Genomic DNA, 17,391 nt, shown 5'->3' on the forward strand with positions numbered 1-17,391 from the left:
GGGGCTTAGGCATTGGGTCTTATGCGTGAGTATAGTAAATGGTATAAGGTAGTAAGTAGTAAATGGTATAGGTAAGCAGTAGAAAAGCATTCGAACTTCTAAATTCTGACTTCTAACTTCTTTTTGAAAATGACCTACGAACAATTAATAACCGAATTAGCACTAACCGATGATCGGCTCATCATCATGACGGCAGAGAACCGTGCACTGATTCGAAATATTCCCAATAATCCGGCACTTGCCAATCGATTTATTGATACGGGTATCACCGAGCAAACGATGATTGGCATGGCTGCAGGGCTGGCACTGCGCGGGCGTGTGCCGGTGGTGCATGCCTTAGCGGCTTTTCTTACCATGCGGGCGTTTGAATTTATCCGCACAGATGTTGGCATCGCCAATTTGCCTGTGAAGCTCACGGGATTTATTCCGGGTCTCTTATCAGATGGAAACGGCCCAACACACCAGGCGATCGAAGATATTTCCATCATGCGCGGCATTCCTCACATGCAGGTATTTGCCCCTGCTGATGAAGAAGATATGTTGGTGATGATGCCTGAAATTTGGAAATCAAAATCTCCATCTTACACGCGTGCCAATTTGGTTAAGCCAATTTATCAACACGATAAAAATTTTCGCATTGGCAAAGCTGAAGTAGTGGACGAACCCGCTACGATTACTTTTTTGGTGTATGGCATGTTGTTCAACCAAGTTTATCAAGCCAAGCAAATATTAGAGGAGCAAGGTCAGGCCGTTGGTTTGGTAAACATGCGAAGCCTAAAACCGGTGGATGAAGAAATCATTCTACGCGCGGCACAAGAAAGTGAGTTGGTGGTAATTGTTGAAGACCATTTTAAAACAGGTGGTTTGTATTCGATTGTGGCAGAAGTTTTATTGAAACATCAGACAACAGGCAATGTTCAATCACTTTCGCTAGATGAAAATTGGTTCACGCCAGCACGCTTGAGCGAAGTATTGGAACACGAAGGGTTTACTCCAGAGAAGATTGCAATGAGAACGCTCGAACTTTTAGAGGCGACTGTTTCACAGGAAATAAACGGTAAGAGGTGAGTGGTAGTTGGTAAACGGTATTCAGTAAACAGTATTCGGTAGACAATAAACATCAGCACTTTAACACATTAACACTTCAACACATGATTAACTATCCCGATATCACCATCTCAAATGCTTGGTACGAACGCGCGAAGCAAATCATGTTTCCGGTAACACAAACCATGGCGAAGGGCCCATCACAGTATGTTAATGGAGTGGCGCCAAAATACTTGGCAAAAGGAAAAGATGCACATGTATGGGATGTGGATGGGAATGAATACATCGACTACAACATGGGCATTGGCCCAATATCATTAGGTTACGGATACGAAGCGGTTGACAATGCTATCCAACAACAGTTGAAAGATGGAATCACGTTTTCGTTGATGCACCCGCTGGAAGTGGAGTTGAGCGAATTGATTCATCGCATCATACCTAATGCAGAAGCAGTGCGCATTGCAAAAACCGGAGCGGAAGTATGCAGTGCTGCTGTTCGTATTTCTCGTGCTTTTACTGGGCGAAAAAAAGTGTTGTGCTGTGGCTACCATGGTTGGCATGATTGGTACATTGGCACGACCAGTCGCGCGGAAGGGATTCCCCAAGAGATAAAGGAATTGTCGGGCACTTTTGATTACAACAACATTGAATCACTAAAGGCTAAGTTAGACGAGGAAGTAGCCTGCGTGATTTTAGAGCCCTTTATTTTTGAAGCACCCAAAGATAATTTCTTAGAAAAAGTTCAAGCACTCTGCCAGGCCAATGGCACGCTGTTGATTTTTGATGAGATGTGGACGGGCTTCCGAGTAGCCGTGGGTGGAGCCCAAGAATATTTTGGCATCACACCCGATTTAGCGGTTTACTCAAAAGCATTTGCCAACGGAATGCCGATTGCTTTGTTGACAGGTAGAAAAGACGTGATGCAATTGTTTGTGAAAGATGTTTTCTTCTATTCCACCTTTGGAGGCGAAGCCTTGTCGATGGCAGCCGCGATAGCTACCATTCATGAGATGATTGATAAAAACGTACCGACCGCCTTGGCCGCGAAAGGAAAGAAATTAAAAGAAGGATACAATGCCTTAGCTGCGAAGCATGATCTCACATCCGTAACAACTTGCCAGGGTTTTGATTGCCGCACTATTATCACCTTCAACGCCTCGGCTGGTGACCCACTGATTTTAAAATCATTTGTGCAGCAAGAGATGATTAAGCGTGGCATTTTGTGGGGTGGCTTTCACAACGTATGCTTTACCCACACAGACGAAGATATTACCAAAACACTCACGGCTTATGAGGAGGTGCTTCCACTATTAGCCTCGGCATTGAAAGAAAACAATGTAGCCGAGCAACTCAAGGGAAAACCAGTAGAGGCTGTGTTTAGAAAAGTGGGTGACGTACAAAGGACATTTAAAGAAAAAGAATTGCTAGCAAAATGATGGATTTGTTCTCATTGAAAGGTAAAACAGCAATTGTGACAGGTGCGTGTGGGTTGTTGGGTAAGCACCATTGCTATGCGTTGGCAGAAGCTGGTGCAAAGGTGATTGCCGCAGATATCGACCAAATAGCATCGCAAAATTTGGCGAAGTTACTAGGTGATGGCCACATGGGCGTTGGGTTGGATGTGTCGAGCGATGTATCGGTGATGGAAGCAAAAGAAGCAGTGATGGAGCGCTATGGAAAAATTGATGTACTAGTGAACAATGCCGCTATCAACGACATGTTTGAAAACCCAACAGCTGCACTAGAGCTTTCTAAGTTTGAAAATTATCCATTGAGCCTTTGGAAAAAATCAATTGATGTTAATGTGACAGGCGTGTTTTTGTGCAGTCAGATTTTTGGCTCTGTAATGGCCGAAGCAAAACGTGGAAGTATTATCAACATAGCGTCTACGTATGGTATAACCGCTCCCGACCAAAAGCTTTATCAAAATGAAAAAGGGGAGCAAACTTTTTATAAGTCCGCTTCTTACCCGACTACCAAAGGTGCTGTTATTAGTTTCACGCGATTTTTGGCTGCGTACTGGGGCGACAAAGATGTTCGTGTAAATGCGTTGTCACCAGGAGGTGTTGAGAATAGTCAGCAAGAATTTTTTAAAAAGAATTATAGTGAGCGAACACCCTTGGGACGAATGGCAAAGCCGAACGACTACCAGGGGGCCATTGTTTTTTTGGCAAGTGATGCTTCAAGTTACATGACGGGAGCGAATTTGGTTGTGGATGGTGGATGGACGATAATTTAGATGTGAGATGTCAGATTTGAGATTTTTGAACCCAGCGTTAAGCGATGCCTTCTCAAAATCTTAAATCAAACATCTTAAATCTTAAATGAAAAGAAATGTCAATAACAGAAATAAAGCGAAGAGCTGAAAAAATAAAGCTGATGATTACCGATGTGGATGGTGTGCTGACGGATAATGGAGTATACTATTCCGGTAACGGAGAAGAACTCAAACGTTTTTCATTTCGTGACGGCATGGGTGTGGAGCGTTTGCGAAAAATTGCTTCCATCGAAACGGGGATCATCACACGCGAAGATTCGCTGCCGGTATCGAAGCGCGCGGAGAAACTCAAAATAAAAGAATTGCACATGGGTGTGATGGACAAGGCGCAACGATTGCAAGAAATTATGGAGCGCATCAAGATTTCCAAAGAGGAGATTGCCTACATCGGGGACGACATCAATGACGAAGAAATTATGAAACAGGTTGGCTTATGCGCCTGCCCGGGCGATGCGATGAGCTTTGCGCGAAGGGTGGCGCATTACGTTTGCACAACCAATGGCGGCCACGGAGCTTTCAGGGAATTTGCAGAATTAATTATCAATAGTAAAGTAAACGCGAATTAAAAATTATCAACTAAAACCATACTACTATGAACCATGTTGAACTAAAAAACAGAAGAAAGATTGGGGTTGGGCATCCTGTGTACATCATCGCAGAGATTGGGATTAACCACAATGGCTCAGTAGAGATTGCGAAAAAATTAATTGACTGGGCAAGCATTGCAGGCTGTGATGCTGTGAAATTCCAAAAGAGAACACCTGAGTTGTGCGTACCGAAAGACCAATGGGAAAAGCAACGTCAAACCCCGTGGGGAACCATGAGCTACATTGATTACAAGCGCAAGACTGAATTTGGAAAAGCGGAGTTTGAAGAGATTGACGAGTACTGCGCACAAAAGAAAATCGATTGGTTTGCCTCTGCATGGGATGAACCGTCCGTTGATTTTTTAGAGCAATTCAATCCTGTGATGTACAAATTGGCTTCGGCCAGTTTAACTGATTTTGATTTGATTAAAAGAACGTTGTCTACCGAGCGGCCTTTGATGTTATCGACAGGCATGTCGACACAAATGGAAATTGAAGATGCCATTGACTTAACCGGCACTAAAAATGTGATGGTAGCGCACTCTACTTCTGCTTACCCTTGCGACCCTGCACAATTGAATTTGAACATGATTCGTACACTCATCAATCAATTTGATTTACCGATTGGTTACTCCGGCCATGAGACGGGCTTGGCACCAACACTTGCAGCCGTATCATTGGGAGCAACTTTTGTGGAGCGTCATGTTACTTTGGACAGAGCCATGTGGGGTTCCGACCATGCAGCGTCTGTGGAGCCACAAGGAATTGTAAAGCTGGTCCGCGACATTCGCGACATTGAAAAAAGTTTGGGCGATGGCGTGAAGCGCGTGTACGACACAGAACTTGAGCCGATGAAGCGCTTGCGGAGAGTGATTCATCAGCCGGTTACTGTTTAGATTTACGATTTCAGATTTACGATTTGTGATTTTTCTTACTTCGCTTACTTTCTTTGAGTGAATCAGAAAACACAATTCTAAAATCAATGTCGTTAAGTTAAGGAAATGACGATTAAAAGTGATTATTTTTATGGCATAGTATAAGGGGCATGTTGCATTCGAACCTGTATCTAACCAGTACCGAGAAAACCTATCCGAGAAACTATTAAACCACATATCAAATGACAATTTTAAAAGCCGTTCAAAAGACGGTTCGAAGGGGGCATTTACAAGGGTCCGGAAACTTCCCTTTGAGCATTTGATAGTGAGCATGTTAACGATGGGCAACTCCTCGCTCCAACGTGAGATGGACAAGTTTATACGTGAGGCCCACGGAAGGGAATTCAATATCCGTGGCATCACCAAAAGTGCTTTTAGCCAAAGCCGCAAGCAATTAAAGCCGGAAGCATTTTTAGAGCTCAATGAGTTGGTTTGCAACGAATTTTATGAAGGTGCCCCTTACCTTGGATATAACAACCACCGTGTGCTTGGCCTGGATGGAAGCCGTCTTTTATTGCCCAACAGTGAAGACATTGCCCAGGGGTTTGGTACAGTGGGCTATGGCCCCAATGCCGATGTACAGCGAAGCTTGGCAACGGTATCTTTTCTCTACGATGTGGGCAATTACCTTACCCTTGATGCGCAAGTGGCAGCCCAGGGGGGCAGTGAAAAATCGTTGTTGTACAAGCATTTAGAAAAAGTAAAGGCAGGCGACCTGTTGCTCATGGACAGGGGTTATCCAAGCAAAGCGTTGTTGGGTATCCTGGCCGGCAAGGGGATCGAATTTTGTGTGCGCATGAAAGAGGACTGGTGGTTACAGGTCAACAGCTTTGCGCAAAGCAACGCAGTGGATAGTGAAGTTGTGTTTGAACCCTCTGACAAAGACAGAAAAGAATACGGGGCCCAGTACCCAGAAATGAAACAAAAAGTGAAATGCAGGTTAGTAAAAGTCTTGCTCGACAATGGCCTTACCGAAATCCTGTGTACCTCTTTGTTGGACACACAGAAATATCCGCTTGCAGACTTTAAAGAAGTCTATCACTTGCGTTGGGGCATAGAGGAGGGCTTTAAAATGTTCAAATCAAGGGTCAACATCGAAGCCTTCACAGGAAAATCCGCAGTGTCGGTCAAGCAGGACATTTATGCCAAGGCCATGATGATGAGCCTGTGCGCAGCCTTCGCCTTCCCCATCGAGCAAAAGGTAAAAGCAGAATATGCAGCCAACAAAGACTTGAAACATCCCCAGAAAATAAACAGGACAACCGCTTATGCCAATACCAAAGCAGTGGCCATAAGCATGTTCTTAAAAAGCAAGATAAAACAGGCCATTGCCGCCTTTGATGATATTGTATATAACACAAGGGAAATAGTAAGGCCCAACAGAAAAAACCCACGCAACCACAGGCCCAAGCAACAACACTATATGAACTACAAACACATCTAGCTTAACTTAACGACATTGATTCTAAAATCAAAATTCACAAATCAATGAAATGAAAATCGAGACCATCACTTTTCTCATTCTGATCTCTTCCGCATTAACAATTATTTTGCTGGAGCGAAAGTACCCCTACAGAAAAGGATTGCCTTTTTTCCGTGAAGGCTTTTGGGTGGATTTGGTTTGGTACACGCTCATCCAAAGTTTCTTTTTGAAAATTTTGATTTTCGATTACATCATTCAACCAGTTAATGTAAAGTTTGGATGGTCATCGTTGCAATTGATTTCGCATTGGCCAATAGGGGTGCAGGTACTATTTTTTTTGGTCACGCACGATTTGTATATCTACTGGTTTCACCGCTGGCAACACAACTCTAAGATTTTGTGGCGCACCCACGAGGCACATCATTCCGTGAAGGAAGTAGATTGGATTGCTGGCTCACGTTCGCATGTGTTGGAAATCATCATCAACCAAACAATTGAATTTGCCCCCATTATTTTGTTGGGTGCAAATCCAATGGTTGTGCCAATCAAAGCTTGCATCGATGCCGTGTGGGGCATGTACATTCACAGTAACATTGATGTCCGCTCAGGCAGGTGGCAATATTTTATCAATGGACCAGAGATGCATCAATGGCACCATGCCGAAACCAAAGAAACCTACTTTGCGAACTATGCCACCAAGTTTGCCTTTTGGGATTGGATGTTTGGCACCGCTTATCTTCCTACCAAAAAACCCAACGAGTTTGGGCTACCCTATAAATACCCGAAAGATTATTTTTTACAACATGCCTTTTCTGTGAAACGGTTTGATGAAGACGAGCTGAAAAAGAAAAAGGGGTGGGATTGGTATTTAAATTTACGCTTTAGCATGATGAAGTTTTTTGCAGGACTATTTTCTACCAAAGCAAACGAGTCAGCCAAAGAAGAAAGCCTGGTGTGATGCAGTGGCTTTATTTATTCATTGCTTCCTTATTTGAAATCGGCTGGATATTCAGTTTGAAAAAACTGAGTTTTGCTGAAATCAGAAAAATATCATTCCAAGCTATCGCGCAACACCCAACGGATAACCTGCTTGTTCTTTTTCCCTTGCTAGGATACATTGGCTTTGGATTGGCAAACATTTATTTTTTCTCATTGGCCATGAAGCAAATTCCGGCCTCAACCGCTTTTGCCATTTGGATGGGCGTTACCCTAGCAGGTGTAAAATTAATTGAAGTGTTTTATTTCAAAGATGCCATCAAACCAATGGATTATGTCTACTTGAGTTTGATCTTAATCGCTATTGTTGGTTTGAAGAAATCATAAATTAGAAGTATCAATTTTTATCAGATACTTATACTCAATTTCTTTACTTCTTGTTTTGGGGTTCAGGAAAATCATGGATAAAGTGGAGATATGAAAGTGCTCCATTTTTTTGTCTTCCATAACCTTTGCCCCACTTGCCAAAATTTCTTGATATCCCGGCTCATTGGTGTAAACCCACATTGTTTTATCGTTGCTGTTTTTTAGTAGTTCGTCTACCGTGCTGTAATTCGGAATCGTGCGTTGCGAATACACATCCAAGCCATACAATACTTGATTCAATGTTTTGAAATTCTGTTCACCACCTTGTGCTTTTACCATCTTGGCTGCTTGATTGGATGTGGTAAAATGAAATAAGGTTGGGTAGAAATGTGAGTTTAACAAAAAATTAAGAATGATAATAGCAATGGCAGAGGGCAGAACCAACTTTTCGAAAGTTGATGTTCCTTTCCATACAAAATAAATGCTCGCGCCAATGCCAATCAAAACTACAGTCCACGAAATAGGATTGGTCATTGGAAATACCCATGTACAAAGCAAAACGCCAAGGGCATAAACAAGACTTAACACAAAGAGTTGAATCCACTTCCATCTGGTTTGCCAAAGCATTGTTCCATTTTCCATTAAGCAACCGAGAAAGTTAGCCGACATAATGGCGGCCAATGGAAAAATCACAAAAATGTAGTGCGGCAGTTTGTAATGCGAAAGGGAGAAGGCAATAAAAGGAAAAACAAACCCACCCCAAGTAAGGGCTGTATATCCGTTCACTAGATGAAGGCGCGATTTGACTAATTCAACGGTATCGCGCCACAGCGCTACCACAAACAAAACGCACCACGGCAGAAACGCCCACAGAAAAGTGTGCGTAAAGAAAAGTTGGGTAGTATCATCTTTCCAAACACTTTCGCCTGTTATTCGACCGAAACTTTGAGTCCACAAATAAAACTTAACCCCCGATTGAATGGGTTCACCTTGAATGAGCTTGCCTGGTTGCAAATCGTATTGCTGATAAAGTCCATATAGAAATGGGCTAATACAAAAAGTAACAATAACAGGCACTAGCAACCATTTCCAGTTGAATAGATTTTTCCAATCACGTTCTACCAATAAAAAGAAACCAATCGACAAAGCAGGAACCATCAAACCAATTGGTCCTTTGGTGAGCATGGCACCCGCTGCACCAATAGAACCTAAAGTAAGATGAACGAATTTTTGCTGATCCATGAAAATGAACAATTGCCAAATGCCAAAAATGGTGCAGGCGGCTAAAATGGTATCGGTGCGGATATCTTGGTTCATCATAAACCAAGCTTGGCACGAGGCAAGAATGAGTGCTGAGTAGAACCCTGTCTTTTCTCCGTACAATCTCTTGCCCAGTTGGTAGGTGGCAAAGATTCCTAACAAAGAGAATAGTACGGATGGAAGCTTGTATGTAAAGTTGGAGATGCCAAAAAGTTTGAATGAGAATGCCGATACCCAAAACAGCAAGGGTGGCTTATCTAAATAATTCAATCCACGATCGTACAGTTGCAGGTAACTGCCGCTTTCCAGCATCTCACGGCTCATGGCAGCGTACTGAGAGGCGTCCACCTCCATCACATCGTTGAACATGCCAATAAAATAGACGATGCCGATGGGAATAAAAAGAAGATAGTATTTCGTTTTCAAAATCAGCTTTTAGAAAAGTAGTTGTATTTGATAATGCAGTAGATGGCGCGAAGCCCGTCTTTCCAATTTATTTTTTTTCCTTCTTCGTAGGTACGGCCGTAGTATGAAATACCCACTTCATAAATCCGAATGCCTTTTATTCGTGCCACCTTTGCTGTTACTTCGGGCTCAAAGCCAAAGCGATTTTCCTTGAGAGAGATTTGATTAATGATTTCTTTGCGAAACAACTTGTAGCCCGTTTCCATATCTGTAAGATTAAGATTGGTAGCCGCATTACTCAAGAACGTCAAAAAGCGATTGCCAATCGAGTGCCAAAAAAATAAAATACGATGGGCCAAGCCACCCATGAAGCGCGAGCCGTACACAACATCAGCCTTGTTGTTAAGCATTGGTCTTAACAACGTGTTGTATTCTTCCGGGTCGTATTCCAAATCAGCATCCTGCACAATTACAAAGTCGCCCGTGGCTTCCTTTAGTCCACGCGCCAATGAAAAGCCCTTGCCTTTGTTTTTTTCGTTTCTAAAATACCGAATAAAAAGCTCCGGATTTTCTGTTTGATACTTCTGAATGGCTGCTAGGGTGTTATCGATCGAGCAATCGTCCACAATCAAGACTTCCTTTTCCAGACCTCCTATCAATTGAACGTCCTTTATTTTGAAGAGGATGAGATGAATGGTGGCCGCTTCATTGAAAGCAGGTATGACAATCGATAAAGTCAATTCTCTATTTTTTTCAAACTAATAAAACTATTGCCAGTTCATGATGAACGGAATGTTGTGAAAACATTAAGCCGATATGAACGAAATGTTTGCTTTGCTAAGGTTGATAATGATTCGGTGAATTTTATTTCAACTTGAGTTGATGATTGGGTAATTTTTGAATGATAATGTTGTACCGATATGAAGTTGACCTGCGAATATTCGCGTTTCACCTGCGCTGCTTACCTAGTGGCTGCCATTTTGCTGGTAGTTTGTTCTATTTTGATTGCTAAAGGGGAAGATGTGCTTTGGATAAATCATAACCATACTCCTTTTCTCGATCGCTTCATGGTGTTTGTTACGCAGCTGGGTGCTGGTTTTTTGTTTTTGCCGCTGCTTATTGTTTTACTCTTTGTTCGATTTCGATATGCAGTACTCACCGTGCTAGTATGGATTGGCCATGGCGTGGTGTGTGCTATTTTAAAACGCGGTGTTTTTGGTCCCGTCAAGCGACCAGCGGCACTGCTTGATAATAGTTTACTCTATTTTGTGCCCGATGTAGATGTTCATAGTTTCTTTTCTTTCCCATCGGGGCATACGGCAACTATATTTTGCTTTGCGTTCTTACTTTCCTTACTTATCAAAAAACGATGGGCTACCGTTGGGTTTCTATTGATAGCCCTGTCTGTGGGCTATTCACGTATTTATTTGCTACAACATTTCCTTATCGATGTAGCGTGGGGCGCAATGATTGGCGTATTGTTTACATACTTCGTATGGAGCTATTTTGAGACGGCCAAGTTGCCCACCTGGATGGATCGATTTATTAAAATCAATCGTGACCTATCGTTGCGGGTGACAATCTGAGAAGAACCTTTCTTTATAGAATCGTAACCATCACTTCACGTTAAAGTAATAGTAACGGTTGATATTTGCGGTGAAAATGAAAATTCAACTGATTGTATTCATCAGTGTTTTCTCCGCCCAACTCGGCTTTGCACAGTCGGTAACATCTCCCTCACCGCCAGAAAAAATCAAAATCCTTTCGTGGAACATTTACATGCTTCCCAGCATTGTGAAAGCCCAAGGAAAAAAAGAACGCGCATCTTCTATCGGAAAAGTGCTGAAAGAAAGTGATTATGATGTGATTGTTTTCCAGGAGGCGTTTCAGCGCAAAGCCCGAAAAAAAATTTTCGATCAACTCAAAGAAAGTTTTCCGTACCAAGCCGGGCCCGCCAATCAAAAACTGATTTCGTACCGAACCAATAGTGGCTTGTGGATATTTAGCAAACATCCAATTGTAAATACCCATTCGATTGTTTTTAAAAACCGCTCTGGTGTAGATGCGCTTTCACGGAAGGGTGGTTTGATTGCCGAAATTTTGGTTAACGAAGTGCCGATTCAAGTGGCGGCTACGCACTTGCAAAATTCCGGTCAGGCATGGATTCGGCAAAGTCAGTGTGTGGAATTTTACAATAGACTGTTGAAGCCCTTTCAAAAGGATGGTGTGCCCCAAATCATTTGTGGCGATTTCAACATCAATCGCGAGCGCGAAGAAGAATACAATTTTATGTTACAGGCACTTCATGCCAACGATGGCGAGTTGGCAGGCGAACAAAAATATACATACGATCGAGTGAACAATGATTTACAAGTAGAAAAGGGGACTCGCAAGGATTTGATTGACTACATCTTGATTTACGATGCAAACAGTCAATTCCTTTCTACTTCCCGGCAAGTACGAATTCTCAAACAGCATTGGAATTCTAAACATGCTGACCTATCAGACCATTATGCTTTGGAGGCAGAAGTGCAGTTTGCTTTACCACTTTTTATAACAAGCCTTAAGCAATAGAACAAACAGAAATCCTTTTTAGAGCAATACTTATCAAGAAATCGGATCCTGTTTCTAAACAGAAACGCCAAGGCTACCAGCTTCGATCAGACCAAACGATTTGCCTTTTAGTAATTTCTTTCTCGATGTGCGAGGCTAATTTTCAACTAGTTCGGGAAAGTCGACAAAATTCTTTTTGTAGAATAGCTGCAAGAATACCATTACCAAATTGCTGTCTTCGGTTAAATTTTGTTGGATAAAAAATGCTTCTGTGTCATGAAACCCACTTAGGTTTTTAAAATCATTCTCCGACAAACTTTTAAAGCCCATCGACCATCTGTCGAAAATTCGGTTGGCCGATTCCCCCTCTAGAAGCAAAGTCACTCGCTTGTGCCGCTCATCATTTTCAATTCTATGATAGAGTTGCTTTACTTTCTTTTGATCGCCCTCCAGCACTTGGATAAACTTGCCGTTTACGTATAAGAGCATGCCGGTAATCTCTTCTTTTTTATTATGATTTCTGGCCTGATTTAGCAATCCGACTAAACTGGCTTCATCAAAAGGTGGTATTGCGTAGCTTGTATAAACGAGATGGTACATTAAAATCCGTTGTTTGTTTTATTTATCTTGGTTAATTTAACCTAAAGTTAAACAAAATAGAGTTTAAATTGTCAATGAGCCAATTCATCGTTTTTTTCAAGCGATTGATGCCTGTCGATGAAGGGTGAATTTTGTTGATGAATGCGGATGGCGCTCTTGGAAAGTATAATGCCCGTGATGAGCGAAGCGATGGCGCCCACCCAAATGCCAGGCACATACGAGATAAACCAAAAATAATCGTATGCCCCATGAAAAAGGGTGGCTACTGCCAAAGCATAAAACGAGTAGTGCTCTTTCTTGTGTTGGAATTTTGCAATCCCTAAAAAGTAGCCCATCAATGCCCCAAACGTGGCGTGAGCTGGCACCGCAGTAAACATGCGCACAAGGGCAACTTCAAAACCTCCATTCCACACGTACAATATATTTTCAAATCCAGCAAAGCCAAGGCTTACAGTAACGGCATATACGATGCCATCGAATGGCTCGTTGAAGTTTGCATTCGGGTACAACACCCACCGCACAAAAATAAATTTGCTAAACTCTTCTATTAAGGCTACCAAAATAAAGGCATGTATGGCTTGCTGACCTACACTGTTTGGGTCAATGGAAATTAATTCATTCACAGGCCACGATATCAATAAGGTGATGATGGTACTCAATACCCCCAGAAAAAAACTTTTGACCAGCAGTCCAATTGGTTCACGCTCGTGCTTGTCTTTTAGATAAATATATAAACCAATAGCAGCTCCGGGAGCTAGTGCAAAAGCAAGAAGGAAGAGAATGTTCATAAACGAAAGTAGAGATATTCAATTAAATTTCAATCAAAAGGGAGCGGACCAAAATTTCTGAGGCCACATTTTGATAATCAGGATTTTGCTAGGAAACACTTTTCCCAATAAACCTCAACCCATCCAATGTCAAATCAGGGTCGATTTCATGAAAAAAATCTTTGAGGGGAGAAATCACAAACGACAAGCCACCGGTAGCGATAGCGGGGCAATCTTCGTTGAGCTCTTCACGGATTGCAGAAACCATTTTTCGCACTAGGCCCTCATAGCCAATTACGATTCCGGATTGAATGGCTGTAACAGTGCTAGTACCCAAAGCAGATTTCGGAATCTCCAACGGCACATCAAATAGTTTGGCCGCATTTTGTGATAATGCTTTCAAAGCAGTTCTTAATCCCGGCACAATGGATACGCCCAAAATTTTTCCTTCTTTTGAAATGGTCGTAAAAGTTAGGGCAGTGCCGAAATCAACTACAATGCATGTTCGTTTGAATTTGATATAAGCACCCATGGCGTTGGCCACCAAATCGGAACCAATTTCGTAAGGGTTTAAAACTTGGATGGGAAGTAGCTCGTAAATTTTAGGCCCAACAACTATCGGTTCTTTTTGGAAAAGAGTTCGAATGACATTCTTTACCTTTTCATTTAGCGCAGGCACCACCGAGCTCAATACAATTTTGTTCACCGCTTCTACCTGCAACGAAGACTCAATAAAGAAATCGCGGATTTTTACACCGTAAAATAATTCGGGCTGATCGGGCTTGGAAGGAATGCGCCAATGATGTTTCCAATGTTCATCAGTCCAAATTCCGATGGTAATGTCGCTATTGCCAATGTCGATTGCGAGGAGCATTATTTCAACGAGGCTTGCTTTAATATGCTATTAAGTGTTCCTTTGGGAACTTCATCTGACAACCGGTGATAAGCAATTGTCACAATTCCGGTTTTAGTTGCATGCTTATAAGCGCGGTGGCTTCCACGCTGTCGGACTTGAAACCATCCATCAGATTCAATAATCTTAACTATTTCTTGATACTTCATGTAAGCTAAGCCAACACAAGCATTTCAGATTCTGAGTTTGCTTCAGGTATTGGGTACCCTGATTCTATCATCATTTCAATGTGCAGTCTGATAGCTTCAACAATATTTTGTTCCACTTCTTTTTTGGTAGCCCCAGCAGAGGTACAACCAGGTAAGTCTGGAACGTAAGCACTATATCCATCAGCGCCTTTCTCGTAAATAATTAGATATCTTGTCATAACAACCTTTCTTATAGTTGAAAGGTAGCAAAAAATTACAAAAACCGAAGTGCCACTTTCGCGCCCCACCACATTTTTAGGTTGTGGCGGCTGTCCCAATCTTGGCTGTATAGGAGAGACGGTTGGTATTGACTAAAAAGAGAAGGGTTGTCGGTGGAGGAAATCTCCGTAAGGTATCCGTTGAGCGTTAGGCCACCATAAATCCAAAACTTTCTTGCTAGTTTAAAATCAAGTCCAAGGTGAATTTTGTTCAGCAAGCTTAGTGAATTGGTGTAATCTGCTTTGGTTACATGCTGTGCGGTAGCATCAATGTTCAGTTGAATGCCCCGTGAGATTTTCCGTGCTGTGCCTAATCCATAACCGAATGTCCAGAGGTAGTTATTGCTGCTGATACGATTGGGCTGAATACCAACCAATAAAATGTTGTAGAACTTCCTTGCCCCCGTTCTAAAAGCTAAGTTGCCATAAAATATTTCGTCTGCTGAAATTTCTAATTTATGATAACCATGATTGACGTAACTGATGAGACCAATGGGCACACCCCCTAAGCTATCGGCATAGTTGAGCAAACCAATTTGTGTTCCGCGTACATTTTTGCCATAATTAAATACTCCGGCCACTTGTGAACCCGTCACTCTTTTTATACCGATGTTGCTTACACCCGCAATTTGTGTTCCGTAGATATTTTTGGTATTCACATTCACTGCTCCTGCTATCTGCGTTCCTTGGAATCTTCCCACTAACACATTGGCACCACCTGCTATCTGCACACCGCCCGATTTGCCCCTAGCAAAATTACTTAACCCTGCCACCTGCACACCTTGCATAGATTTTAAGTTGGCGTTGGCAAAACCTGCCACTTGCACACCGTGCAGTTCGCCACGATTACCATTAACAAATCCAGCCATTTGCAAAGCCGTAACATCGCCACCATTCACGTTTACAAAACCTGCAGCTTGCACCCCATATACATTTCGGCCTACCAAGTTTCCTACCCCGCCAATTTGCAACCAACTCACATCTCCTCGGTCGATGTTAAAGAAAAACCCCAGTTCAATTTGTCTTGTACCTAGCGAATAACCGCCCAACATATTAATCGAATAATTATTGATGGTATTCCCGCTAAGGCCATTGTTACTCCCCACAAAAGGCAACAGCGAGATTTGAATATCACGATAAAGCGTGTCGCTGATATTCTGCACATTCGGCTCCGATTCATATGGCATCGTCATGGATTCCTCTACTTTTTTGGTAGAGTCGACCAACCTTGGCGCGGCAATTATTTTGCTTTTCAATCCAATTTTTAAGGATTGATAATTTTGGGCTGACAAGGTGATGAGGGTATCTACATAACTTTTTTTGCTTACTGAAAACCGAACGGAGTCGGTTTGTTTGCTGAGCTTCAATTGAAAATAGCCGACTTCATCTGTAATGACCGAACTGATAGAATGCTTATCGTATACACTTGCATTCTCGATTTTATTTTGCGTCTGGGCGTCTTCAATAAAGCCACTTACAATATATTGCGAAGGCTTTGCTACTACCACCACTTTTTTTAGGATGATGTACTTTCCTTTTTCCTTAAAGCTGATGTTGCCTTTAAAAATTTCGGTCAGCACTTCTGCCACGGTGCGGTCAAAGGCATAAATGGTCACCGTTTGTTCGGCTGATAAGATGGAGCTATTGTACGAAAAATAAAAACCTCCTGCTTTGCCGATTTTATTCAACGCCTCTGGCATTTTTTCATCCATCAAACTGATCGTTATTTTCTTATCTAAAATGGATTGAGCTTTTGCGGAATCCACAGCGAAGACAAAGAATGCTAAGGCAATCAGTTTCAATTTAAAATTGGAACGAGGTTTGAGGCTTGAGACGTGGGTGTTTGGCAAGGCCATATTCTAAATTCTGACTGCTAAAATTCCTGTTCAGATCATTTTCCTATCGACTATTTCTTATCTTCTTCAATGCGTACTACAACCCTCTCCCTCTAACACAACCTCATCCTCTTGTCTACTAATGCTTAGACCCATCGTTTCTGCAATTACTTCGATTATTGTGTTCGGATTATCTTCATAAAAACTGGCTGTTAAGCGACATTTCATCAACCCAGGCGCCAGCTTGATGTGTGTATTGTAAATCTCGTTCAGAAGTTTCACCACCGATTGCAATTCAGTATTGTTGAAATTGAAAACTTTGGTTTTGTACGCCAGCACATTGGTATCTGGCTTTTCGATGCGCTGAAATTCTTTTAAATGTTTTAAGTAGCGTGCACTTTCGCCAGCTTTCAAATTTAATCCTGTATTTTTCAACGTATAGAATTGTACCTCACCCTGAGTCACCACAATTTCGATGGTGTCTTTATCGGGATAGGCTTTTAAATTAAATTCGGTACCGATATCGCGCACCAGAATTTCATCTGCTTCGATTATAAATGGTTTTGTTTCTTCATGCTTTACCGAGAAGAAAGCTTCTCCTTTCAATGTTACTTTTCGTGATTGACTTTTTTCATTGAAGGAAAAGCTCAACTCACTTTTTTTGTTAAGGAAAACCGTAGAGCCATCTGGCAATGTATCGCTTTGGGTGGTAGTGTGGGCCGTTACTTTTATTGTGGAGAGTTCGCTATTGTTCGCTAAATAAAACAAAGAAGCAACACCCACTACTGCGGCAATGGCAGCAGCGATTCGCCAATCAAAAGTCAATAGACCTCGCTCTTTTGTTTCCTGTTTGGCCTCGCTCAATTTCGTCTTTACCAACAACCAAGCTGCATCGGCATCAAATTGATTGCTTATTTCTTTTGCATTTGATTTTTCGAAAATCAATTTTACTTGATTGAAGTAGTGCTGGTTTTCTTCGCTCAACTTCATCCAATCATGCACGTGCTGTTTTTCCGCACTTGTAGCTTCATTCGCCAACACTTTGCTAATCAACACATCGATATCGTATTCGTTTTGCAT

The 17,391-nt window shown here is 42.1% G+C and carries 19 protein-coding genes; 10 read left to right on the forward strand and 9 right to left on the reverse strand.

Annotated elements, in window-relative coordinates:
• The first annotated feature begins 129 nt into the window (after window positions 1–129).
• The 8 genes from KA713_16000 to KA713_16035 all read left to right on the forward strand — a co-directional run bounded on the left by KA713_16000 (window position 130) and on the right by KA713_16035 (window position 7,593).
• Entirely contained in the window at window positions 130–1,068 is a 939-nt protein-coding gene (locus KA713_16000) for a transketolase (protein UXE65951.1), read from the forward strand.
• A gap of 83 nt (window positions 1,069–1,151) precedes the next feature.
• Window positions 1,152–2,483: an aminotransferase class III-fold pyridoxal phosphate-dependent enzyme gene (locus KA713_16005; protein UXE65952.1), complete on the forward strand. Its 1,332-nt coding sequence runs from the start codon at window positions 1,152–1,154 to the stop codon at window positions 2,481–2,483.
• Window positions 2,480–3,286, forward strand: a complete 807-nt coding sequence (locus KA713_16010; protein UXE65953.1) for an SDR family oxidoreductase — start codon at window positions 2,480–2,482, stop codon at window positions 3,284–3,286. Before KA713_16005 ends, KA713_16010 begins: the two co-directional genes overlap by 4 nt.
• 95 nt (window positions 3,287–3,381) lie before the next feature.
• A complete protein-coding gene (locus KA713_16015) occupies window positions 3,382–3,891 on the forward strand; it encodes an HAD-IIIA family hydrolase (protein ID UXE65954.1) in 510 nt (169 codons plus the stop codon).
• Window positions 3,892–3,917: 26 nt separating this feature from the next.
• Entirely contained in the window at window positions 3,918–4,808 is an 891-nt protein-coding gene (locus tag KA713_16020) for an N-acetylneuraminate synthase family protein (GenBank protein ID UXE65955.1), read from the forward strand.
• A gap of 214 nt (window positions 4,809–5,022) precedes the next feature.
• Complete coding sequence (locus KA713_16025; protein UXE69159.1) at window positions 5,023–6,291, forward strand: IS4 family transposase; 1,269 nt, start codon at window positions 5,023–5,025, stop codon at window positions 6,289–6,291.
• 49 nt (window positions 6,292–6,340) lie between these two features.
• The gene (locus tag KA713_16030) at window positions 6,341–7,228 is read left to right on the forward strand and encodes a sterol desaturase family protein (protein ID UXE65956.1); all 888 of its coding nucleotides are present in this window, start codon (window positions 6,341–6,343) and stop codon (window positions 7,226–7,228) included.
• The gene (locus tag KA713_16035) at window positions 7,225–7,593 is read left to right on the forward strand and encodes a hypothetical protein (protein UXE65957.1); all 369 of its coding nucleotides are present in this window, start codon (window positions 7,225–7,227) and stop codon (window positions 7,591–7,593) included. The genes KA713_16030 and KA713_16035 overlap by 4 nt, the downstream gene beginning before the upstream one ends.
• On the opposite strand, the gene KA713_16040 is transcribed toward KA713_16035, so the two are convergent.
• Both KA713_16040 and KA713_16045 read right to left on the reverse strand, forming a co-directional pair.
• On the reverse strand, window positions 7,588–9,258 hold the full coding sequence (locus KA713_16040; GenBank protein UXE65958.1) for a glycosyltransferase family 39 protein: 1,671 nt from the start codon (window positions 9,256–9,258) through the stop codon (window positions 7,588–7,590). The two genes, KA713_16035 and KA713_16040, sit on opposite strands and share 6 nt — an antisense overlap.
• A gap of 2 nt (window positions 9,259–9,260) precedes the next feature.
• A complete protein-coding gene (locus tag KA713_16045) occupies window positions 9,261–9,977 on the reverse strand; it encodes a glycosyltransferase family 2 protein (GenBank protein UXE65959.1) in 717 nt (238 codons plus the stop codon).
• Between the two features lie 180 nt (window positions 9,978–10,157).
• Here KA713_16045 and KA713_16050 point away from each other — a divergent pair, with 180 nt between their 5' ends.
• Together KA713_16050 and KA713_16055 are read left to right on the forward strand one after the other, a co-directional pair.
• Complete coding sequence (locus KA713_16050; protein ID UXE65960.1) at window positions 10,158–10,823, forward strand: phosphatase PAP2 family protein; 666 nt, start codon at window positions 10,158–10,160, stop codon at window positions 10,821–10,823.
• A 76-nt stretch (window positions 10,824–10,899) separates the two neighbouring features.
• On the forward strand, window positions 10,900–11,811 hold the full coding sequence (locus KA713_16055; GenBank protein ID UXE65961.1) for a sphingomyelin phosphodiesterase: 912 nt from the start codon (window positions 10,900–10,902) through the stop codon (window positions 11,809–11,811).
• A 135-nt stretch (window positions 11,812–11,946) separates the two neighbouring features.
• Here the strand turns inward: KA713_16055 and KA713_16060 are convergent, their stop codons facing one another.
• From KA713_16060 to KA713_16090, 7 genes are all read right to left on the reverse strand, one after another.
• The gene (locus KA713_16060) at window positions 11,947–12,390 is read right to left on the reverse strand and encodes a BLUF domain-containing protein (GenBank protein ID UXE65962.1); all 444 of its coding nucleotides are present in this window, start codon (window positions 12,388–12,390) and stop codon (window positions 11,947–11,949) included.
• 71 nt (window positions 12,391–12,461) lie between these two features.
• Entirely contained in the window at window positions 12,462–13,178 is a 717-nt protein-coding gene (locus tag KA713_16065) for a PrsW family intramembrane metalloprotease (GenBank protein UXE65963.1), read from the reverse strand.
• Window positions 13,179–13,266: 88 nt separating this feature from the next.
• Window positions 13,267–14,031 carry a type III pantothenate kinase gene (locus KA713_16070; GenBank protein UXE65964.1) on the reverse strand — a complete coding sequence of 255 codons (765 nt, stop codon included), beginning with the start codon at window positions 14,029–14,031 and terminating at the stop codon, window positions 13,267–13,269.
• Window positions 14,031–14,219 carry a type II toxin-antitoxin system HicA family toxin gene (locus KA713_16075; GenBank protein ID UXE65965.1) on the reverse strand — a complete coding sequence of 63 codons (189 nt, stop codon included), beginning with the start codon at window positions 14,217–14,219 and terminating at the stop codon, window positions 14,031–14,033. Before KA713_16075 ends, KA713_16070 begins: the two co-directional genes overlap by 1 nt.
• 5 nt (window positions 14,220–14,224) lie before the next feature.
• The gene (locus KA713_16080) at window positions 14,225–14,437 is read right to left on the reverse strand and encodes a type II toxin-antitoxin system HicB family antitoxin (GenBank protein ID UXE65966.1); all 213 of its coding nucleotides are present in this window, start codon (window positions 14,435–14,437) and stop codon (window positions 14,225–14,227) included.
• Between the two features lie 35 nt (window positions 14,438–14,472).
• Window positions 14,473–16,278, reverse strand: coding sequence for a hypothetical protein (locus KA713_16085; GenBank protein ID UXE65967.1), 1,806 nt, complete (start codon window positions 16,276–16,278; stop codon window positions 14,473–14,475).
• A 120-nt stretch (window positions 16,279–16,398) separates the two neighbouring features.
• Complete coding sequence (locus KA713_16090; GenBank protein ID UXE65968.1) at window positions 16,399–17,391, reverse strand: FecR domain-containing protein; 993 nt, start codon at window positions 17,389–17,391, stop codon at window positions 16,399–16,401.

The sequence above is a fragment of the Chryseotalea sp. WA131a genome (assembly GCA_025370075.1).
Classification (GTDB): Bacteria; Bacteroidota; Bacteroidia; order Cytophagales; family Cyclobacteriaceae; genus ELB16-189.